Below are 21,496 nucleotides of genomic sequence, written 5' to 3'. Positions count from 1 at the left end.
CCTTCCTTTATCCTTTATTTCGGGCATTGCTATATGCGGTAATGCAATATAAGCCAAGCGGTGACCGGAGCTGCATGAGCCGGATCAAGAACCGCTCATATCTCCCTATCTTCTCTTCGTTCAACTGCTTGTAGCGCTCCAACGCCTCGCGCAGCAGCCATTGCCCCAGCAGCGCGTGAACGTAGCGGTATTTTTGACCAAAGCTAATCGGAGTCGACGCGGAGTAATAAACATGGATAATGGAAATCGCCGACCTGACGAATTTGTTCAGCTTGAGCGGCTCCAGCTTCTCCTCCTCAAGTAAAGCCGTCACATCGTCAGGCAATGGGGATTGATACACCTCCAGCGTACGGGCGAAATAATCGACTGCCTCCGCTTGCCTCGTGGCGCTGCCCTCCCTCTCCCGGTAGTAATAGCCGGCATAATTCAGGCAGATGCCTCCTCTGGCGTAGCAGAGAAAACGCATGTTGAACAGACCGTCCTCGCCCAGTGCGAGAGACTGAGAGAACGACAAGCCGTTGACGTCGATCATTTCCTTTCGGTACAGCTTATTGCATACGGAGTTGCAGCTGTCCGATTCTACGAATACAGGCAATACCCACTCCCGCAAATACGCTTGATCCATTCGAACGCCAGTCATGAACGGATCATGATGAATTCTCTGCCTGTCGCCCGCCGATCCGATATAGCCGGAAAAGACAACATCACAGTCTGCTGCAGCGGCATACAACGTAGCGAATAGCTCGGGAGCCGCCCAATCATCCCCATCCACAAATCCGACGAACTCTCCCCTTGCTGCGGCCAGCCCAGCGTTGCGCGCTACGCTTACCCCGCTATTGACCTGATGAATGACGCTGATACGCTGATCCTGTCCCCGATAGCGCTCCAATATGTCGGCGCTTCCGTCACAGGAGCCGTCATTGATAAATATAAACTCACAGTCTGCAAGCGATTGGGCCAGAAGCGAATCGATGCAAGAGGACAGATAAGCTTCCGTATTATAGACCGGAATAATGACGCTAACCTTGGGCCGCCGCGCTACTGATAGGCTGCTTGTATTCATCCTTCTCCTCCTCCCGCCCTGCCGGAACGCCTTCGATCCAGCCATACAGCTTGGCAAGCTCGCCGGCATTTCCGTAATTCATTCCTTTGACCGCCGCTATTAAGCTCTCTCTTAACGGAATGTCGCGATACAGCCGCTCGATCGATTCCGCAAGGGACTCCGCATTCGCCTCACAGATGATTCCGTCCACACCGTCCCGCACCTGGCTCCCCGAGGTCGGGTAATTGGTAATAAGGACGGGCTTGCCTACAATTTGCGCCTCCGTCACCGTCACCGCCTTGCCTTCATATCGGGAAGGCTGTACATAGAGATCGCAGGCTGCCATATAGGGATAAGGATTTTGCTTCTTTCCGTGCAAAATAACCTGTTGCTCCAGCCCATACTCCGCAATTTTCGCCCGCAGCTCCGCTTCGGTGCCGCCAAAGCCGACGATATGCCACTTCACCCGATGAATGCCCTTGCGGTGGAGCAAGCGCATAGCGTCAATCGCCATATCGAAGCCCTTCACATAGGAAAGCCGGCCTACGGATACGAGGTTGAAGCAGTCGCACTCCATCCCCTCCGCTCGACCTTCGAGCGCCTTATCGCGTATATAGTCGGGGGAGGTGATATTCTCGACCATAAACATGTTGGCGGACAACCTGGGATAGCGGCTAATAAAAGCTGCCGTACACGCTTCCGATATCGATGCGATGCCGTCATACTTGGCCCACATCGCTTCATCCATCTCATGGTCAATCTGGAGCTGGGTATAATCGGTATGAATCCAGGCCAGCTTCTTGCCTGCCTTTACGCGCTTCGCCATAAAATCATGGGGCCAGGCGTAGCTAATTACCGCATCGTACCGCTTGCTGATCGCAGGCAGCATAAATGACAAATATTTGGACACCAGCTGAAGCTGGATATAGCCCGAGCCCTCCGACAGCTTCCGGCGTCTGGCCTTCGCATCTGCAATCAGCTTCACCAGCAGACGTACGGCCACGCTTCCGAATCGCCCCTCCTTCAAGCATTGCTTCATCGACTTGCGGAACACCGTGTAGCGTCCGTCCTCCAGAAGCAGCCGGACGGATCGCGGCAATTGCCCCAAGAGATCGCCTTGATGAGAGAAGACGAGGATATCTACCTCGTATCGCTCATAATCGAAGTGCTCCAGCATATTAATGAGGCTCCGCTCAATGCCTCCGATTTCCATGTCATACACTGAGATCAGGATTTGCTTCTTCATACGGACTCCTTGACGGGTGACGAAGCCGATTCAGGATCGATCGGAATCATTCGCTTCTCCCGTTTATTCGCAAATAAAGTATGTGCCGGCACATGACCCTTCACAACGCTTCCAGCCGCTATAACGGCATGATCCCCAATCGTGGTGTCCCGCAAAATGACGACATTGGAGCCGATCCATACATGCTCGCCAATGGTGACCTGACCAATTAGCAAATGATCATCTCCGGCTTGCCTGTAATTATGATCGTGATCATTAATGCATACATTGGGAGCAATCTTCGTATAAGCGCCAATGGATACGTGATTGACGCAATTAATATTGCAATTGTCGTTAATGAACGCGTAGTCGCCCAGCTCCAGCTCGCCTTCGTGGTCGATGCGGATGCTGGCATTTTTCCGAATGAATGCATATTTGCCGATTCGCATCCGAGAGCGCTTGCCGAGCAGCTCGATTGTACTGTTGGCTTGCATGAAGAAGATGGAGCTTTTAATTTTGCCAAAGCTGAACAGCTTCACGACCAGCGCTCTCAGCCATGCAAAAAACTGCAGCCTGTTCATAGCCAGGAAGCTGCTCAAGCCTCTGGACCGGTACTGGCTTCCTATCATTTGCAATGCTTTGACCAATGTTCCCATGGATATGCTCCCTTCAAGCGCGCCCTCCGCTTAGGCGCTTGCTTCCCGCTTCTTCCCGGAGGAACGGTCCCGTATTTTCCTGGAAGCCCATAGAATGGGACGCAGCGGAAAATATAAAAAATGCAGCTTGGCCGGCAGGGGCAGCGTCTTGACGTCTTCTGCCAGCGGATGCAAAATGCTGGCGAAAAACAGCAGTTTCTGTCTAGTCGTCATGAGCGCCAGCAAGTATTGTCTATGATAACGTTCGATATCTTTTGGCACAGGCGGACTATGGAGATTCACCATTCTCTGGACATAGAACAACGTATCCTCCGCCAACCACTCCGCTTTGCGTGACGCCAGAATCGGTCGCATCTCCTCCCTTAGAGGCGCCGCCAGCAGCTTCGCTGCCAAACAAACGGCCATCCCTCCAACATGCAGAAGCTGATGCTTGCGAAGCAGCACAATGAGCTTCGACCAATCGAGCTTTTGATTCATGAGCTGCTTGATATCGAGCAGCCAGCGCAGTCTCGACCAGCCATGCCGGGCACCGTGAGAGACCAGGAACAAGAATAAATCCTCACGTCCCAAATAATAGATGGGCCTGCTGATTAGCGAGCTTTGCCTTCTTCTGCTCCAAAGATCCTCAAAATCAGGCTCCTTCGACGGAGACGGGTTAAGACGCCAATGCACTTCGACCTTGATTCCCTTCTGGGGATGCATGAAGGTGATATGATGATGACGCCACTTCCAGTCGTTCAGCACGCTCGTAATATATTCATCCTTCACATAACCGAGAGAGAGCAAGTGTGCTTCCGTCGCCTCAAGACGGTCCATCGGCACCAATATGTCGAGATCGCAAGAGGTACGCAGCGACACATCGCCATAGAGATCAGCAGCGATGACCGGCCCCTTCAGGAAGAGCGCCCGAATCTCCTTATGTAAAAATTGGCTTGCCAGCAGCTCCATCTCTCCGCTTAGCGCCAGCATTTGAATCGTATTCCGATAATAATCCCGCTGGAACATGCTCATGACGAACGCCGGGACTCGAATCGGCCTTAACTCTTGAAGCTTGCGATTAATCGTCGGGAACACCCGATGATGTCTGGCCAGCGCAATGAACTCATGCCAATCGGCATCCTGCATCAGCTCCCAGTGCTCGAATGTCAGCGACGACCCTTCCTCCATCTCCAGCAGCGCCAGCAGTAATTTCAGCTCCTGGGAGAATTCTCCGCTATAGTCGTTTTTCATAAGTCTCCCCTTCACACTCATTCGCAAATAACGAACAAAAATAAAATTTTGTTCTATAAAACGAACACATGTACAGATTATCATCCGTCTTCCATTCTGTCAATTCTTGCATGCCATATCCTCCAATTTTTATGATAATCCGGCAATATGCTAGAATAAGAGGTAGTCTATCCTTTTCAATGATGAAGTTCGGAGGAATCCTTATGTCGAAGCGCATTATTATATTTGGGGCAGGCGGTCATGCGAAGACGGTTGTGGATACGGTGGAAAAAGAAGGCGTCTACGAGATTGCCGGCCTGCTGGATCAGCGTCTCTCCATCGGGGAGCAGGTATACGGCTGCACGGTGTTAGGCAGCGAAGATTGGCTGGAGTCGCATGCCGATACGATCGACGGCGCTATCGTAGCCATTGGCGACAACTGGACGCGCGGTCTAGTCGTCCACAGCCTGAAGCGTCGATTTCCGGAGCTGGCATTCGCAACCGCTATCCATCCCTCTGCCCAAATAGCAAGAGGAGCCCGCATCGGCGCAGGCTCGGTCATTATGGCGGGCGCTGTCGTGAACAGCGACGCGATTATAGGCGAACATGACATTCTTTATCCCAATACATCGGTTGATCATGATTCCCGCATTGGAAGCTTTGTCAGCTTTGCGCCGCGATGCGCCACTGGCGGCAATGTGACCATTGGCGATTATACCGCTATTGCCATCGGAGCCGTCCTCATCCACGGCCGCACCGTCGGCGACCATTGTGTCATCGGAGCAGGCGCGACGGTCGTATCGGATGTACCCGCACATACGGTAGCTTATGGTACGCCTGCTCGCATCATCCGTTCAAGAGCTTCGGGCGACCGTTACCTTTAATTGACCGCCCTTGCTGTCAAACCTGTCAATTGATGCATGACGTCTTCCACCACATCAATGACTCTTCCTTGATCCTCCAGACTTAAGCTAGATCCGGAAGGCAGGCACAGCCCTCGATGAAACAAATCTTCGCAGACGGCTCTGCCTGTCGCAGAATGGCTATAAAACGCATTCCCTTCGAACAGCGGCTGCATATGCAGCGGCTTCCACAAGGGACGTACTTCTATATTGGCTCTGATCATAGCAGCCAGAAGCTGCTGAATCATATATTCCGCATGGGGACTGTCGATCGTCAATGCGGTCAGCCAGCGGTTGGATCTTGTTCCCGGCAGCTCCGGCATAAATTGAATCTCTCCCCAATGCTTCAACGCTTCCTCGTAGATATGGAAGATGCTCCTTCTTGCCTCGACACGATCGTTAATCACGTCAAGCTGCGCCCTGCCTATTCCCGCAAGCACGTTGCTCATCCGGTAATTGTAACCCATCTGACTATGCTGATAATGCGGCGCCTCGTCCCTTGCCTGAGTAGCCAGAAACCGTGCTTTCTCCAAGGCAAGAATGTCGTCTGATACGAGCATACCTCCGCCCGATGTCGTAATGATCTTATTGCCATTGAAGGAAAAAATACCGAATCGACCGAACGTCCCGCTTTGACGGCCTTGATAAGTAGAACCTAGCGACTCCGCCGCATCCTCGACGATAGGCACGCCATAGCTTTCGCAAATGCCCATAATAGCCTCCATATCAGCCATTGCCCCATAGAGATGGACGACAATAACAGCCTTGGGAAGCTTGCCGCATCGTGATGCATGGGCCAGCGCCTTCTCCAACGCAGCAGGCGACATGTTCCATGATTCCGGTTCTGAATCGATGAAGATGGGCTCCGCGCCCAGATACAAAATCGGATTGGCGCTTGCAATGAACGTAAAGCTTGGGCAGCATACGCTGTCGCCCTCTCCTACGCCGAGGAGGCGCAGCGCCAGATGGATCGCCGCCGTTCCGGAGCTGACTGCCGTCGCTCCTCCCGAGCCGATATAAGCAGACAATTCACTCTCGAATGCATTAATATGGGGGCCGAGCGGCGCGATCCAATTGTCCAAGAACGCCTCCCCGATATACGCTTGCTCCCGGCCGCTCATATGGGGCGGCGATAAATAAATTTTGGCATTAGCAGATGCGGACAAAGGGCATCTCATCCTTTCTGATTGCTTGCGTTTCCTTCAAAGAGCGGCATGGTGGCATGGTTGCCGTTGCTAATGCCGTCAGACTTAACCACCCGTTTTACCGTTAACAGCAATATTTTCATATCCAGCCAGAAGCTTCTGTTCTCTACATACCAAATATCCTTCATGAACCTCTCTTCCCAGGTCACAGCGTTACGGCCATTCACCTGCGCCCATCCCGTTATGCCCGGCCTGACAAAATGCCGCTTCGCCTGTTCCTTCGTATAGAGGGGCAAATACTCCATCAAGAGCGGACGCGGACCGACCAGGCTCAGCTCTCCCCTCACGACATTCAGCAGTTGAGGCAGCTCATCCAGGCTCCACTTGCGCAGCCTCTGACCAAACGGTGTCAGCCGCAAATGATCCGACAGCAGCTCCCCTTCCGCATCCATCCCATCCGTCATCGTGCGGAATTTGTACAGCTGGAACGGATTTCCGTGCTTCCCCGGCCTTGTCTGCCGGAATAGAATCGGTCTGCCCAGCCTTGTGCCGACCAATATGGCAACAATGACCAGGATTGGCGAAAGCAGCAGGAGCAGGATGGAGGCGACGATACAATCAAAACTTCGTTTCATCATCGTATGGTTTCTCCTCTTTCTCTATGAATCAATCTAGGACTGGACGAGCCACTTTCGCATCTTGGAAATGACTTTGGGACCTACCACTCTCCCCGCGATCCGTTTAATCCCGCTTTTCAACCGGACATGAGCCGGCAGCCAGGACTGGGCAAAGTGGTGAATCGTATAGCTGTCACCCGTCAAATAGCTGCCTCCGTTAATATAATCGTATGGACTGAAGCAGGTTCTGGGATAGAACACAACCCCATTGTCCAATACTTGATGCTGGCCGTTCAGCTTCAGCCCATCCCTCTTGCAATGCTCGGAGATGACAGCCGTATTCGTCAGCATGTCGTAGGTGCCGTCCGGCAGCAGAAACGTCCTCCCCGCATATTCACTCAGCAATGCCTTAATCCACGGATGACCAGCCGTCGCTCCCATGGTGCCAGACTGCAGATAGGTTTCGTCTTCGAATCCCGAAAAGGCGTCATGGTGGAGCAAATCATCAAGCGGCCTCACCACCTCCACATCGGTATCCAGATAGATGCCGCCGTACTGATGGAGCGCATGCAGCCTGACGTAATCGCTGACGAAAGCGAATTTACGGGCGTCATAGGCTTCCTTCGCGTAGCGGCTTTGACTGATATCAAAGCTGTCCTCGTTCCATTCCATGAAGCGGTACCCGCTCAGATGCTTTTCCCAGCTTTTCATGCACTTTTTAATTTTTTTCGATTTCTCCCCGCGTCCGAACCAGCAATAATGGATAATGCGCGGGATGCGTTCCGATTTTTCCATAGGTTCCTCCTAAAAGTTTTGCGAAGCAAAACTACTTCGAAAGCATAGGCTTAGATTTGCGAAGCAAAACTACTTCGAAAGCATAGGCTTAGTTTTGCGAAGCAAAACTACTTCGAAAGCATAGGCTTAGTTTTGCGAAGCAAAACTACTTCGAAAGCATAGGCCTCATTAGAATGGCCACTTAATGTAGTCGCTGGTATAGCGAATATCGAGAATAATGACATTTTCATAGAAGAAATAGAGCAAGTAGAAGCAGACAAACATCAGGTAGACAAACCGCTGGTCCTTCTCCCGGAACAGCTTGATCATCCACCCCATCAGAATGAGCTGATACAAGGTGAAATAAATGCCGAGCCGGGCGAATATCCAGTTTTGGGTCGAGATCAGCATAATGACCGCTCCTACCAGAGACAGATTGACGATCACGTCGCTTTGCGGAAAAATCGCCTTCAGCTTATCTCTTCCCAAATAAGCGATAATGAGCGGAATGGCGTAAATGATCACTCGGATGAAGTTCGCCCCGCCCTCCTGGAAGTTCTCATACTCCGAATATTTGGTATTCTCGATTACCGTGAAGAGCATGGTAGAGAAGTAGTTGAAACCGACGACGATCAGAATAGCTACCGCAAGCAGCAAACTGGTCGTCACCGTCCAGGCTTTTCTTCGTACCAAAAAATAAATCGGAAGCATAATTAATGCGCTCTGATGGAAAAAAGAAGCGAACAGCACGACCGGGAAGTACACCTTCCACTTCCCATCCAGCAACGACTTGATTGCAGCGAATACGATAGCCGCCGCCAAGTATTGGCGAATGCCGTTCATCGATACGATGAACGCCCCAGTGGTAATGTAGGCATACAAGCTGAACTCTACCAGTCTGGAGTAGCGATAGAAGACGATGACGATTAACAAATTCGTAACCATCGCCGTCAAAAAAATCATCAATTGCGGATCGGGCGTCAGTTGCTTCAGCAGCAATTGAAACAGATTGAAGCCGATATCCTCCGATTGCAACACGGACTCCCACGTAAAATCGGTTACTTGATAGCCGTGCATATAGAGATAGGTGTCGCCTATGTTGTTGCGCAAGCCCGCCACCAGAATCAAGCAAAGCGCAGCTAGAACGATATATCCTCTATTCGGCCGTATAGTCAGGGGCATTCTCCCGGTGTTCAGAGATAGAAACCTGCCCATAAACGCGCATAAGAACACAGCCGCCAGCGTGAACCATATCATTTCCATTAGCTTTGCTCCCTCCAGGTCTCGCGCCGTGATGTTATCCGTTCTTCATAACGGTGCTTCGTTTCGTTCGATTCAGATAGACGTACAACGCTACGCCCAGCGGCACGGCCAGCAGCGTCGTCCATCGACGCGGCGATTCGGCTAGAAACCGCCTGTTGCGCAGAATGAGATTGCTCGATACATAATGCACCGCTTCCCTGAATCGGTCCTTGTACGTCAACGCATATTGCATGGCCGTTTTGCGAAAAAAAGAAAACCCGCGCGGATTGCGCAAATATTGCTTCAAAATGTTCATGCTGGAGCCGTCCGTCCGGTATTCGACGATACAGACCACCTCATTCATTAAGAGAAGCGGCTGCTGCTGGTCGATCAAAATATATTTGTAGGAGAGGGGACAATACTTCTCGCCTTCAAACACCGGATACGGCGGACTGCTCCTCGTCAGCTCCGTTCGGTACACCAGCTTCTTATCGCCCTTCACCCCATGCTTGGCATACAGCTCGGATTGGGTAGCGCTCTGAAGCCCAGTCGGGAGCCTGGTGCCGATCACCGTTCCGTCGGGCGAAGCGTCAAGCGCTGCAATACCGGCGTAACGCTCGCTCCCATGCCGCTTCCAATACGTCAGAATGGCCTCGATGGCATGATCGGTCATATAGTCGTCCGAATCGATGCAGACGTTCAGCTCCGTCCGGATATGCTCATACGCCGTATTGTGAGCGCCATGCATCCCTTGATTCTCCTGGTATATATATTGGATCGAAAAATCCGCTTCTCGCCTCCAACCCTCTACCAGCTCCGATGTGCCGTCGGTAGACCCGTCATCGATGATGAGCCATGTAAAATTCTTGTTAGTCTGGCGCAACAGACTCTCGTAACACAGATGCAGCGTATAAGCCCGATTGAACGTGGGTGTAAATACAGTAATGGAAGGTTCCATCCGTAAAGTCCGCTCCTTCTTATTGCGATGATGCCGCAGCGCTCTCAAGCTGCTGCCGGTAAAATGTACCCAGCCATTTCGCCATAGCCACTGCGTCGTATCCGTTCTCCCGGAGTATGGCTCTTGTATCGGCATGCTCATAGGAAGCGCTCAGAATGGCACTGCTCCACTCGTCGGGCGACTGGTCCAGCGAGAGGAATGATACCCGCTTCGTCACATCCGTCTCCTTCGTAATACGGTCGGATACGATGCAGGTAAGTCCTGCGGCTTGCGCCTCTACCAGGACAACCGGCAGCCCTTCGAATAAGGAAGGGAACAGGAAGAGGTCCATTCCTTGCAGCAGCCTTGCGACATCCTCGCGTACGCCCAGGAAGCGAATCGATTGCGACAAGCCCCTTCTCTCGGCCTCCTTCTCGATCGCGGGACGCAAGTATCCGTCTCCCGCAAGCACCAGCAGCGCGTCCCCCCTGCGCCGATGCAGCGATTCGAATATATCGAGCAGAAACTTATGATTCTTCTGTTCGTTGAATCGCCCGATATGCCCGATGACAAGGGAGTCTCCCGCATTCAGCTCGGTCCTGACCTCTGCTCTCGTTTCCTTGTCGAAGCGGAACTCCTCTGTATTGACGGCATTGTTCAGTACCGTTACCGCTCTTTCACTGGCAGGCTTCTTGCCGTAGAGCCATTCGCCGGCTCGGGTCGAACAAGCGAAGTAGTGGCTCGGATTGCCCTTGATCGCCGCTCTCGCATAGAGACGGAACGGGTACTTGTAGTCCAGCGCCAAATCGCTTAGATGGCTGTGAATGATTCGGCATGGCACCCCTGCTTTTTTGGCGGCTCGAATCGCAAATCCGCTGTTTTCGTTCATATGGGCATGCACGACCTTGTATTCCTTCCGTTCTGCAAAAAAAGCGTCCAGCTGCTTGAAGTAACGGCGGTAATTGCCCGGCCTGATCGCCGGCATGCGGTAGATTCTGCCCCCTAGCGAGACGATTTCCTTGTCGTAATGGCCTTCCTCCGACCGGTGTACGAGGAAATCAAATTGAATGCCGTTTTTGCTCATTTGCCGGTAATAGTTCATGAGCATCGTTTCCAATCCGCCCCGGTTCATGATGGTCACGACCTGCAGAATGCGAATCGGCTTCATTGACATTCCTCCTTTTCTTTTTCGATCGCAGCCACTCTATTCCGTTCAGCATGATGTACAAGGGCATGCTCAGCCGCAGCCTCGCCGCAGTGAAGAATAGCTTCCATACGAGCGAAGAAGCTGATGTATCGAATTCGGACAACGCCGCTTTCATCCTCGGCTGTGACAACAGCGCTTTGATCTGATCCAGCTTTCCTATCAAGGATGCCGGGTTGGACGGGCTAATGATGTTCAAGCCCAGTCCCATCACATTCAGTGCAACTCGGTTGCTCAGCGCTTTCCGATAATCAGCGGTATTGGAGCTGTCGCCGATTGCGGCTTCCAGCTGCTCGTATTGAACGAGGAATCGCTGCTGCAGCTCCGGCTTGTGACGGGTTGTAATCGATTGCTCGTTCGCCCGCCAATAGTGGTAGTAAGGCCGATTCAAGAACAGGAAGGAGCTGGCCTTGCGGAACACCGTCACATTGAACAGCGTATCCTCATTGCTGCCAATGACTGTCAAATGCTGGAAGGCGATATCCCCCTTCGTCAGCAGCTCCGCCCGGTACAGCTTCGACCATACCGTCCCCCACGCATCCAGATGCTCCGGCGAAGCCGTCTCCGCTCCAAGCGGGCCGATCAGCCTGCGGGTCATGCCCGACTGCAGCTCGTCGCCCCGAAGCACCGTAAGATCAGGCAACGGGAACGGCTTGGGATTGGCATGCGTACCAAATTCCCTTGTATAGCCGCACATGACGATATCTGCATCATGCTCCAGCGCAGCGGCATGCATCTCGCCGTACATCTCGCTCTCTACCCAATCATCCGGATCAACAAAGCCGATGTATTGGCCGCGACAAGACGACAGTCCCAGATTGCGGGCGGCAGCGACGCCCCCGTTAGCGGAATCGATAATCCGGATGCGCGAATCGGCAGCGGCGTAGCTCTTCAGCACAGCAAGACTGCCGTCTGTTGATCCGTCGTTGACGGCGATAATCTCAAAGAGCGGGTAGCTCTGCGCAAGAAGGCTGTTCAGACATCGGGGGAGGTAGACCTCCATGTTATATATAGGAACGATGATACTGATAATGGGCTTCATCCCTAGCCTCCATCATTGGCTTGTAGAGCTCCTTCAGCTCCTCCAGCACACGGTCGAGCGAATATTGCTTCACGCGCGCCAATCCATACTCGCCCATGTGAATGCGGGTATCGCGGAAGCGGAACAGCAGAAGCAGGCGGCTTGCGAATTCATCCGGCTCATCCGGCCCCACAATAAAACCGCTTTTGCCTTCCTGCACCAATTCCCCATGACCGCGATTGCGTGTGGCGACGACAGGCAAACCGCATGCCATCGCTTCCATAATGTTGACGGGCAGCCCTTCCCGAAGACTGGAGGCAACGGCCACATCACACATCGGAAGCAGTTGGTTCAGATCGTTCCGATAACCAAGAAAATCAACCTGAGGCGCTATCCCTAGCTGAACAGCGAGCGCACGGCATTCGTCCAGCATAGGTCCCTCACCGGCCAGCAGCAGCCTCGCGCTGGGCACATTGTCCTTAAGCTTCGACATAGCTCGCAAGAGCAGCTCATGGTTTTTGTTCGCGTTGAACTCAGCGGCGTAGATCATCAGAAAATGATGGGGCGTATAATTGAAGCGGTCTCTCATCGCTCGCTTCTCTTCCGGCAGAAGCGGAGCGAATCGCCCCGTATGGACCCCAACGCCGTGAATATGATGAATGCGCCCCGCGCGGAAGCGGCTTTCAATTGCCCGCATGTAATCTTCATGATTAATCGTAATGAGGCTGTCTGTCATAGACGCCAGCAGCTTCTCGACTGGATAATACAGAAGCCAGCTCGACAACGGAGAACCCTTGTGAAAGTGAAAGCCATGCGCCGTATAAATGACCTTGGTTCCCCGCTTTCTCGCTCCCCGTGCGGCGATTCTGGCTAAAGCACCGCCAACAGGCGTATGAGCATGGATGATGGCGTAGCCTTCCGAATCGATAATGCTCCTCAATTCCCGGTAAGCCTTCACATTTTCGGCTTTCATGGGCGAGCGATGAATCGGTATATTGAACTTGCGGTCCACATGCGGGATATCCAGCTCCCCGCGAGCCGCGATATGAACTTCCCAGCCCATCTTGCGGAACCATTCCATGACCGGCAGATGAAAAGCCTTAAAGTGATAGTCCACCGTGGCGCAGAACAAGATTTTAGGACTCATAATTAGCCGTTTCCCGCTTCAGCGTACGTGTCAAATAGTCGAGCAAGTCATAGCGCAGATCGTCTCTTTGCAGAGCAAATTCGATCGTCGTCTGGATGAAGCCCATCTTCTCGCCGACATCATAACGTTTGCCTTCAAATTCATAAGCGAATACCGCTCTTGAACGATTAAGCGTCTCAATCGCGTCCGTCAGTTGAATTTCTCCTCCAGAGCCTGGTTCCTGGGCGCCCAATATATCGAAAATTTCCGGCGTCAGAATGTATCTGCCCATAATCGCCATATCGGAAGGCGCCTCTTCACGCGACGGCTTCTCGACAAGATGGTTGATACGGTGGAAGGAAGGCTCCATCACCATGCCATCAACAATGCCGTACCGCGATACCGCCTCCTCTGGGACCCGCTGAACGCCGATTACGGACGAGCCGTATTGCTCGTATTTTTCAATCATTTGCTTCAAGCATGGCTTCTCCGCGGAAATAATGTCATCGCCGAGCAAGACAGCGAACGGCTCGTCGCCGATAAACTTGCGGGCGCACCAGATGGCGTGGCCGAGACCTCTCGGTTCTTTTTGGCGAATATAGTGAATGTCCACCATATCGGAGGACTTGCGTACTTCTTGCAGAAGCTCGAATTTACTCTTGGCGGTCAAGATATGCTCAAGCTCCATGGAATTGTCGAAGTGATCCTCAATCGATCTTTTGCCCCTGCCCGTCACGATAATAATGTCTTCAATGCCGGACTCTATCGCTTCTTCCACGATATATTGGATCGTCGGCTTGTCGACGATCGGAAGCATTTCCTTCGGCATTGCTTTAGTCGCCGGGAGAAATCTGGTGCCCAGACCTGCGGCCGGTATAATTGCTTTTCTTACTTTCATCGCTATTCCCCGCTTCTTTACCTTAATAATGGACCGCACACACGTTCCTTCCTTACCCGGATACCGTCGCCAGCTTCTGCTTGACATCAGCCATAGCATGATTGGCCATCTCTAGCAGCCTTGCCCTCAGCTCTATCTGATTCATGGCAGGGAAGTCGGCAATAAGCCCCTCGATTTCTTCATATAAAATAGCGGAAGCTTTGCCGATGTAAATTTTGGGATACACCTGCTGCTCCATCACCTCATCGTCCTTCAGCATCTCCTCGAACAACTTCTCTCCCGGCCGGATGCCGGTATATTCGATACCGATCTCTTCGACCGTATAGCCCGACATGCGAATGACGTTTTTAGCCAACTGTGTAATATTGACCGGCTCGCCCATATCAAGCACGAAGACCTCGCCGCCCTTCGCCAGCGCCCCCGCCTGGATGACCAGTCGCGACGCTTCTGGAATCGTCATGAAATAGCGCACCATATCAGGATGCGTCACCGTAACGGGACCGCCTTTTGTAATCTGCTTCTTAAATAGCGGGATGACGCTTCCCCTGCTGCCCAGCACGTTGCCGAACCGTACAGCTACAAACTTCGTATGGCTGATCCGGTCCATGTGCTGAATAATCATCTCCGCGACCCGCTTCGTGGAGCCCATGACGCTAGTCGGATTCACGGCTTTATCTGTCGATATCATGACGAACGTCTCGACACGACTCTTGCTTGCGGCCTTCGCCGCATTCAATGTGCCCAGCACATTATTTTTGAACGCTTCCTCTGGGTTGCGCTCCATGAGCGGCACATGTTTATGGGCAGCTGCATGATAGACGACATGCGGTCGATGGGCCAGCATAACCGCCATCATCTTGTCGGCATCCTGAAGATCCGCAATTTCGGTAAAAAACTTGATGTTCGTATCTTTGAAAGACTCCTTCAGCTCCATCTCAATCGCATAGATGCTATTCTCCCCGTGACCGAGCAGCACCAGCTTCTCCGGCAGAAACCGCGAAATTTGGCGGCATACCTCTGAGCCAATCGATCCGCCCGCGCCAGTGACGAGTACCACCTTCTGCGTTACATATTCCGAGATGCTTTCGATATCCAGCTCGACCTGCTCGCGTCCCAGCAAATCCTCTACCTGCACATCGCGGAATTGCGTGACTGAAATTCGCCCCGTCGCAAGATCCTCCAGCATCGGAATCATTTGCGTCTTGGCGCTCGTCTTCGCGCATTCCGTATAAATGTGATAGAGCTCCTTCTTATTCATAGAAGGTATAGCCAGTACGATATAGTCGATCTCCAGCTTCTTCGCTACACTGACGATGTCTCCTATGTTGCCCGCCACCGGAAGGCCCATAATATCGAGCATCTGTTTCTTGGCATCATCATCAACGAAGGCAACGGGGTGCAGCTCGGTATCCGGATTGTTCATCAGCTGCCGAGCCAGCATTGTGCCCGCAGAGCCAGCGCCGACAATTAGCGTCCGTTTGCGTTTGCCGTTTTGCTTGTTGAAGCCGCCTCTAATCATTCTCCATCCCAGGCGAGAGCCGCCGATGAGCAGAATATGAATCATCCAGGCTACCGCCAGCCACTTCAACTGAAGTGTGCCGTAAGCCACTGCCTGTGCAATAGCGGTCAGCAGGAAGGATACACCCACTGCCTTGGCCATAATAACTAGCTCGCCAACGCTGGCGTATTCCCACGCTTTCTTATAGAGCTTGAAGTAGAAGAACGATACATGATGCAAAACGAGGAGGGCGCCCGTCAGGAAATAGAAGCTGGTGCCTGCGGCGGAATTGGGCTCCAATAGCCAGCGGCTGACGGCCAACGCCGTAATGACGATACCCGAGTCCAGCAACACGAGCAGCGAAAGTCTGCTTCGATAGGTCATGACATGCTCATCCTTTCTACGTGCATGGTTACGAACATTTCGTGCTTTATAAAGAACATTCAGGCCGAAAAAAAGACGTTATCCGATGAATCATCATCTAACGCTCTTTTTGTTTAGAATCGCCCCTATAATATTCGCTCCTGCAAAGGATAGAGATTGTTTGGCTTCAAGGGCCTTGCCATGCGTAGTCTTTCCGCAATTCAACAGCAATACGACACCGTCGCATTTGTTCACCAACGCATTCGTATCGGGAGCTGACAGCACCGGCGGACAATCGAATACGATGCGGTCATAATGCTGAATGGCTTTCTCCATCAGCTCCTTCATGCGATGAGAATCCAGCATATCTGCGGAGTTGCCTTGCGACAATCCGCTTGTTAGAAGGTCCATGCCTTCAACTTCTGTCTCTTGTATAGCTTCATCAAAGGCAAGCTGCTGAGACAACACGCTCGACAGGCCCGGCGAGATTTGCGTATTGAATATTTTATGAAGCACCGGATTGCGAAAGTTCACATCGATAAGCAGTACCCGCTCCCCGCGCTGCGCCATGCTGACAGCCAAGTTGATAGCAGCCGTGGACTTTCCGTCCCCTTCTTCCGGCGATGTCACTAGCAGCGTCCGGACCTGGGCTCCCTCTGCTGCGTATTGAATGTTGTTGCGTATCGTTCGATATTGCTCTGAAATCTTGTGAGAAGGATTCAAATACGCGATCAAACTGCGATTTACGACTCTTTTAGCTATTTTTGCCCGTTCACGAACCAATCGTCTCACTCCTAATTATGGCTGGCTTTATCTTTTTGGCCTGTATACGCGAATGACCGCGTTTAATTTTGGATACTTGACCCAGCATCGTAATGCCGAGCGTGTTCTCGATATCTTGCTCCGTACGGATTGAATCGTCCAGCGATTCCAGCAAGAACGCAAGGCTCAGGCTTAAAATCAGACCGACGACAAACGCTACGTAGACGATTGTATTGCTCTTCACATTAATAGGAGACGGCTCCGGAACTGCCGATGTCAACAGCCGTATACTGCTAATGCCAAGCGTCTCGGCGGCTACGCTTCGATATACCGTCACGACCGCATTGGCGATATCGGCCGCCCGATCCGGATTCGTATCCGCTACCGCAATAACCGTAATGAGCGATTGCTCCACGCTGTCTACCCGGATTTGGCTCCGCAGCTGACCAGCCGTAGCATTCAATCCCAAATCCTCAATAACCCGATTCAGTACAATCGGCTCGCGCACAAGCGCCCTTACCGTAGACATCATGTCATTGGTTGCGGCAATCATAACCCGTGAGGATGAGGAATAAATATTGGGCTCCGACTGCGAGTTGTACAATATGCCAAGTACCGTGATGGCTCCGGTCAACAGCACGATCATTAACAGCTTGTTCTTAATCGTACTGAAGATCTTGCGCAAATCAACTTCTTTGCCGCTTGTCGGCACAAAACGTTCTTTCATACGATTCGTTTCCATTCATACACCCGCTTATTGTGTTAGTTATAAAGAACACTAACACAAGTTTAGTTCTTTATATAGAACATGTCAACAGAAAAGTGGTTTATTTTTCGTAAATACGGCTAGTGATCAATATGCAAAATAATAATGTTGGATTTCTTTTTGCCCTCAATATCTCTGTAATCCCTGCGGCCCCCGTGCTCTTCTCTCCATTTGTTCGAGCGAACCAGCTCCTTCAGCGCACGGAAATCGCCCTTGCTCATCCCTTCATCCACAGCGTCCCGAATGATCGTATGCCACTCTTCATCCAGCACCTCGTCAACCCACACCTTCGGAGCAAGCTCTTCACCAAGCAAAAACTCAATATTCGTATCCAAATGAAAAGCGATCTTGGCCAATACCTGAAGCGAGGGATTATTTTGCACGTTACGTTCAATATAGCTTAGATAAGATTTCGAAACCCCGGCAAGATCGGCAAGTTTCGTGATAGAGTAGCCTTTTTGTTCTCTAAGTGATTTGATCCGTTCCCCAATCATAATATTCTCCTTCAGTCAGATTAGATCCGTGCTTTTATTCGTACGCGAAGCTTATCGGGTTTCATATAACGGACAATAACTATATTTTAGTTCTTTAAAAAGAACAGGTCAATACCTTTGTAGCGCTGTTTATCATAAAAAATCACTCATAATATTCACTATAGCGAACATTGTCGCACAATCTCCTAGCTGTTTCCAGATGACTGGGGAGACATTGTCAAATGAATGTCACATAGAAAAAATGCAGTTCCCGAAATCTAGGAAAGCCCCTTTCGTGGAAAAGTTCATGGCTAAACCCACAAACTACGCAAGAAGTATTCTTCCGAGCGCTGTTGTATCCAGATTCCCTGAATGTCATGTAAAGGGTGGAATCCGGATACAAAGGCGCACGCTGACGCTTCTCCAGAATACTTCTCGCTCCGTTTGCTTCCAGCCACGTCCATTTCTTAACGAAAACATGAAAAAGCGATGCCAGAAATAGCCTGGACATCGCCTTTTCTATTTTTGATATAAGAACTACGTCTTTCAAGTCCACAATTCCATTCAGGACCGTTCCTTCTTCGTACAGACGATAGTCGGTACGACTACGCAACTGTAATTATTGCAGGCCTGGCTTCCTAGCCTAGCGGTCTTGAATGAACTCGACCAACTCGCCGCCCGGAGCTTCAACGTAGCAGAAGCGAAGACTGACTATCTCGCCCGAGCGGGCTGGAATGTCACAATCGTTAGGCTCACCAAGCTGCCTTGCTCCCGCTGCAACCGCACGTCTGACCGATTCATCAACATCCGGAGTGCGTACGGCCAAATGCTGCCATTTGCCCTCGCCGAAAACTTGCTTCGTCTCGAAGATTTCCAGGAAGTCGCCGTCAGCCAGGTCCACCAGCACGGCATGATCCTCAGCGCCATCCTTGCCCCACTCCACCACAAATCGGGCGCCAAGGCCGTCCATATAAAATTGAACCGATCGCTTAATATCGTTCGTCTTCAAACAGACATGATGAATGCCGACTTTCTTATTCGTTGTATACACGAGGCAACGCCACCTTAAGCTATAGTTTTAGATGCGGCTCCAATCGAAAATAGCGCAAGTCTTCTCCATCGTTCCGTCAGCCATGCTGCTGTAGATGTCGTCGCAACGTTCAGGTGCCGCCACTTCATAGATCCCTTCGACCTTAATATGACCGTCGCGAATCCACTCCATCGACTTCGCAATATTCGAGAAGTTGCTGTTCGGCATAAAATCTCTGGAATGACGCGGCAGCGACCATTCGAAACCTGAGCGCAATTGAATAAATCCGTAAAATACATTTTTGAGCAGCTCATGGGCAAACGTATCGGTCGAACGATACCAAGGCACGCCGATCAAATACAGCTCTCCGCCTCTTCTCAAATTAGCTACAAGCGAATAGGTACCTTCTTCGCGACCCGAACACTCCATCGCAAGACCGGCAACACCCTTCACTTCCGGCACCTCGTCCAGTGAAGCATAGACATGGCGAATGCCGCAAGCTCTAGCCGTCTCCCTGCGATTCTCGTTCGGATCGAATGCATACACTTCATAGCCACAGTGACGCATCATCTGAGCGCACATGAGACCGACTACACCAAGCCCCGTCACCAGAACAGGCTCCGTTGGCTTGATCGCAGTGTGAATCATGGATGTCATCGATACGGCCGGGAATCGTCCCATCACCGCATGCTCTGGATTCATACCTGCTGGCACAAGACTGATCTCATCGCTCTTCACCCGGTTGTACAATTGATGGGGAGCAAGAGCCAGCACACGATCACCGATCTTTACATTTGTAACCGCGCTCCCTATCTCCAATACCTCCATCACGGCGGCGTATCCGGTCGCAACCGGGTACACCGTACCGCCGAAGTAATCCATATACGCTCCTCGCTCCGAGCCTGTCGAGATAAGCGAGACGAGCGTTCGGCCCCCAATTTCGTCCGGCGCAAGCGGCGTTCTCTCTATCTCGCTCTCTATCAGCGCCGCTTTTCTCTTCTCTATAAATTGAATGGCATATTGCCTCTCTGTCATCGTGATTTCACTCCCGCCATTTTATCTATATTGCCGTACGGTGCTGTATCCGTTCCTACTGTCTCTTTGCCAACACTGCGCGCAAGCCTGCCAGACAACGTTCCGCGCCGGTAAAGCCGGGATAGGCCGTCTCCGACTCATGCTCCACGATCAGCCATTCCGTTCCCGCACGCTCGCATTGTGTAATAATTTCGCTCCAGTTGTTCTCATCCTTGATGTCGCCGATGAAGGTTTCATGGCCATCCGTACGCGAATACGGCTTGCCATGCACCAACAGCGGTCTGCCAGGAACGGCTGCGATGACTTCCGCCGGATCGGCTCCCGCTTCAATGCAATTGCCTGTATCCAATTCCAGTAGCATGCCGGAATCGGTGTGCTGACATAATAGATCCCATGGCGTTGTGCCGCCAAAGTCGGTATCGAACTCATGAGCATGTGTATGATAGCCGAGACGGAAGCCTTGTCCTGCTATTTGCTGCGCAATCTCATTCATCCGCTCTGCATAGCGAATCCATACTTCCGCGCTGTCTTCATGCTGCTTATGTCCAATTTCCCAAGGTCCGCCCAGGGCAGGAATGACAATGTTGCGCGTGCCTGCCCTCCGATGATAGTCCAAGGTCGCTTCTATCGTATCCGGCTGAAGCAGCTTCCACTCCGTATGCCAGCCGCAATTAGCAAGCCCCAGCTCCTCCAGCAGCCCTTTCATTTTCTCAGGCTCATGCGTAAATTCACCATAAAACTCGACGCCTTCATATCCCAGTTGCTTCACGCCGCGCAGCGTAGCTTCCAGATCCCGCTGCAAATCCCGATAGACGGAATAGAGGCCCAGTGCAATAGATAACTTGCTCATGCCGCTCTCCTCCTGTTCCTGTTGTATTAAGAGATCAGGCCAATGGCCCAATCAGAACCGTTCTTCATTAATTGAACCATTTGCGGATTGCCCAGCGCATCTGTCGTGTGACCTGGCGTAAGCGCCACGACACGGCCTTCTCCTACGCTATGAGCCCAGCCGCCCGCCGCTGTCACATGTTTCGATGTGCTATGCAGCAATATGTCTGTTCTCGACGTGTCCACCTGGCAATAATAATGCTCATCCGTTGCTGTGAACGGCTCGATTCCCCGGATAATGGGATGGTCAAAGCTACGCACCGGCACGTTCGTCACAGGTACATGATGAGGAGAATGCTCAATAAAGCGGCCGGAATTCAGCTCCACATAGAAAGGACTGTCTTCTTCAATTAGAACAAGGCCCGCATGAACAAACAACATGCCCATACCGGCCTTCACCCGATCTACAATGATCCCCTGCTCCTCCACACTCAAATTCGTTTCGCCCTCAGGACGGCCATTCGTAAACCACATCGCCAAATCTGCCTCTGCGACATGCTCAATCAGATCGCGCGCACGGTCGGTCAAGACGACATTCCAGCGCTCCGAATCAAAAACCCGCTCCATAACGGGATCAATTACTTCTTTGGGATGGTTCACGTCATCACGGATAATGTATACCGTTTTTTTCGACATTGTATCTCCTCCATCTGTATGCTTCTGATGCCTTGCCTACATTATAG

General features: G+C 51.8%; 22 protein-coding genes. 1 reads left to right on the top strand and 21 read right to left on the bottom strand.

The genetic code is table 11. The features are described from left to right. Positions 1 to 7: 7 nt before the first annotated feature. From DX130_RS01655 to DX130_RS01640, 4 genes are read right to left on the bottom strand one after another with little or no spacing between them, the layout of a single operon-like run. The gene (locus DX130_RS01655; RefSeq protein ID WP_165861119.1) at positions 8 to 1,063 is read right to left on the bottom strand and encodes a glycosyltransferase family 2 protein; all 1,056 of its coding nucleotides are present in this window, start codon (positions 1,061 to 1,063) and stop codon (positions 8 to 10) included. Further along, positions 1,020 to 2,288 carry a glycosyltransferase gene (locus tag DX130_RS01650; protein ID WP_116042310.1) on the bottom strand — a complete coding sequence of 423 codons (1,269 nt, stop codon included), beginning with the start codon at positions 2,286 to 2,288 and terminating at the stop codon, positions 1,020 to 1,022. The genes DX130_RS01655 and DX130_RS01650 overlap by 44 nt, the downstream gene beginning before the upstream one ends. Next, positions 2,285 to 2,923, bottom strand: coding sequence for an acyltransferase (locus tag DX130_RS01645; RefSeq protein ID WP_240644094.1), 639 nt, complete (start codon positions 2,921 to 2,923; stop codon positions 2,285 to 2,287). The genes DX130_RS01650 and DX130_RS01645 overlap by 4 nt, the downstream gene beginning before the upstream one ends. 30 nt (positions 2,924 to 2,953) lie before the next feature. Beyond that, positions 2,954 to 4,153 carry a nucleotidyltransferase domain-containing protein gene (locus DX130_RS01640; protein WP_116042309.1) on the bottom strand — a complete coding sequence of 400 codons (1,200 nt, stop codon included), beginning with the start codon at positions 4,151 to 4,153 and terminating at the stop codon, positions 2,954 to 2,956. Positions 4,154 to 4,356: 203 nt separating this feature from the next. On the opposite strand from DX130_RS01640, the gene DX130_RS01635 reads away from it, so the two are divergent. Next, the gene (locus DX130_RS01635; RefSeq protein ID WP_116045649.1) at positions 4,357 to 5,016 is read left to right on the top strand and encodes an acetyltransferase; all 660 of its coding nucleotides are present in this window, start codon (positions 4,357 to 4,359) and stop codon (positions 5,014 to 5,016) included. On the opposite strand, the gene DX130_RS01630 is transcribed toward DX130_RS01635, so the two are convergent. The 17 genes from DX130_RS01630 to DX130_RS01545 all read right to left on the bottom strand — a co-directional run bounded on the left by DX130_RS01630 (position 5,013) and on the right by DX130_RS01545 (position 21,449). Continuing rightward, the gene (locus DX130_RS01630; protein WP_240644457.1) at positions 5,013 to 6,155 is read right to left on the bottom strand and encodes a DegT/DnrJ/EryC1/StrS family aminotransferase; all 1,143 of its coding nucleotides are present in this window, start codon (positions 6,153 to 6,155) and stop codon (positions 5,013 to 5,015) included. The genes DX130_RS01635 and DX130_RS01630 overlap by 4 nt on opposite strands. A gap of 53 nt (positions 6,156 to 6,208) precedes the next feature. Beyond that, the gene (locus DX130_RS01625) at positions 6,209 to 6,814 is read right to left on the bottom strand and encodes a sugar transferase (RefSeq protein WP_116045647.1); all 606 of its coding nucleotides are present in this window, start codon (positions 6,812 to 6,814) and stop codon (positions 6,209 to 6,211) included. Positions 6,815 to 6,850: 36 nt separating this feature from the next. Next, positions 6,851 to 7,591, bottom strand: coding sequence for a glycosyltransferase family 32 protein (locus DX130_RS01620; RefSeq protein ID WP_116042305.1), 741 nt, complete (start codon positions 7,589 to 7,591; stop codon positions 6,851 to 6,853). A 168-nt stretch (positions 7,592 to 7,759) separates the two neighbouring features. Then, positions 7,760 to 8,833 carry an EpsG family protein gene (locus DX130_RS01615; RefSeq protein WP_116042304.1) on the bottom strand — a complete coding sequence of 358 codons (1,074 nt, stop codon included), beginning with the start codon at positions 8,831 to 8,833 and terminating at the stop codon, positions 7,760 to 7,762. Positions 8,834 to 8,867: 34 nt separating this feature from the next. Beyond that, positions 8,868 to 9,770, bottom strand: a complete 903-nt coding sequence (locus tag DX130_RS01610; protein WP_116042302.1) for a glycosyltransferase family 2 protein — start codon at positions 9,768 to 9,770, stop codon at positions 8,868 to 8,870. A gap of 19 nt (positions 9,771 to 9,789) precedes the next feature. Next, complete coding sequence (locus DX130_RS01605; RefSeq protein WP_116042301.1) at positions 9,790 to 10,917, bottom strand: glycosyltransferase family 1 protein; 1,128 nt, start codon at positions 10,915 to 10,917, stop codon at positions 9,790 to 9,792. Next, positions 10,808 to 11,995, bottom strand: a complete 1,188-nt coding sequence (locus DX130_RS01600) for a glycosyltransferase family 2 protein (protein WP_116042299.1) — start codon at positions 11,993 to 11,995, stop codon at positions 10,808 to 10,810. Before DX130_RS01600 ends, DX130_RS01605 begins: the two co-directional genes overlap by 110 nt. Continuing rightward, positions 11,958 to 13,124: a glycosyltransferase family 4 protein gene (locus DX130_RS01595; RefSeq protein WP_116042298.1), complete on the bottom strand. Its 1,167-nt coding sequence runs from the start codon at positions 13,122 to 13,124 to the stop codon at positions 11,958 to 11,960. The genes DX130_RS01600 and DX130_RS01595 overlap by 38 nt, the downstream gene beginning before the upstream one ends. Next, complete coding sequence (galU, locus tag DX130_RS01590; RefSeq protein WP_116045645.1) at positions 13,111 to 13,998, bottom strand: UTP--glucose-1-phosphate uridylyltransferase GalU; 888 nt, start codon at positions 13,996 to 13,998, stop codon at positions 13,111 to 13,113. The genes DX130_RS01595 and galU overlap by 14 nt, the downstream gene beginning before the upstream one ends. 52 nt (positions 13,999 to 14,050) lie before the next feature. Further along, positions 14,051 to 15,880 (bottom strand): polysaccharide biosynthesis protein, encoded by a 1,830-nt coding sequence (locus tag DX130_RS01585; RefSeq protein WP_116042296.1) that lies wholly within the window; start codon positions 15,878 to 15,880, stop codon positions 14,051 to 14,053. Positions 15,881 to 15,973: 93 nt separating this feature from the next. After that, the gene (locus tag DX130_RS01580) at positions 15,974 to 16,642 is read right to left on the bottom strand and encodes a CpsD/CapB family tyrosine-protein kinase (RefSeq protein WP_165861117.1); all 669 of its coding nucleotides are present in this window, start codon (positions 16,640 to 16,642) and stop codon (positions 15,974 to 15,976) included. Next, the gene (locus DX130_RS01575) at positions 16,632 to 17,363 is read right to left on the bottom strand and encodes a YveK family protein (protein WP_116042292.1); all 732 of its coding nucleotides are present in this window, start codon (positions 17,361 to 17,363) and stop codon (positions 16,632 to 16,634) included. The genes DX130_RS01580 and DX130_RS01575 overlap by 11 nt, the downstream gene beginning before the upstream one ends. A gap of 104 nt (positions 17,364 to 17,467) precedes the next feature. Beyond that, positions 17,468 to 17,881, bottom strand: a complete 414-nt coding sequence (locus DX130_RS01570) for an XRE family transcriptional regulator (protein WP_116042291.1) — start codon at positions 17,879 to 17,881, stop codon at positions 17,468 to 17,470. Between the two features lie 622 nt (positions 17,882 to 18,503). Then, positions 18,504 to 18,911 carry a VOC family protein gene (locus DX130_RS01560; RefSeq protein WP_116042287.1) on the bottom strand — a complete coding sequence of 136 codons (408 nt, stop codon included), beginning with the start codon at positions 18,909 to 18,911 and terminating at the stop codon, positions 18,504 to 18,506. A gap of 27 nt (positions 18,912 to 18,938) precedes the next feature. After that, positions 18,939 to 19,925, bottom strand: coding sequence for a zinc-dependent alcohol dehydrogenase (locus tag DX130_RS01555; protein ID WP_116042286.1), 987 nt, complete (start codon positions 19,923 to 19,925; stop codon positions 18,939 to 18,941). A 55-nt stretch (positions 19,926 to 19,980) separates the two neighbouring features. Then, the gene (locus DX130_RS01550; protein WP_116042284.1) at positions 19,981 to 20,775 is read right to left on the bottom strand and encodes a sugar phosphate isomerase/epimerase family protein; all 795 of its coding nucleotides are present in this window, start codon (positions 20,773 to 20,775) and stop codon (positions 19,981 to 19,983) included. A gap of 26 nt (positions 20,776 to 20,801) precedes the next feature. Continuing rightward, entirely contained in the window at positions 20,802 to 21,449 is a 648-nt protein-coding gene (locus tag DX130_RS01545; protein WP_116042282.1) for a ThuA domain-containing protein, read from the bottom strand. Positions 21,450 to 21,496 lie beyond the last annotated feature (47 nt).

Origin of the sequence: Paenibacillus paeoniae, assembly GCF_003388735.1 — a bacterium.
In the GTDB taxonomy this organism is placed as follows: Bacteria; Bacillota; Bacilli; order Paenibacillales; family Paenibacillaceae; genus Pristimantibacillus; species Pristimantibacillus paeoniae.
This window is presented reverse-complemented; position numbering and strand designations above follow the sequence as displayed.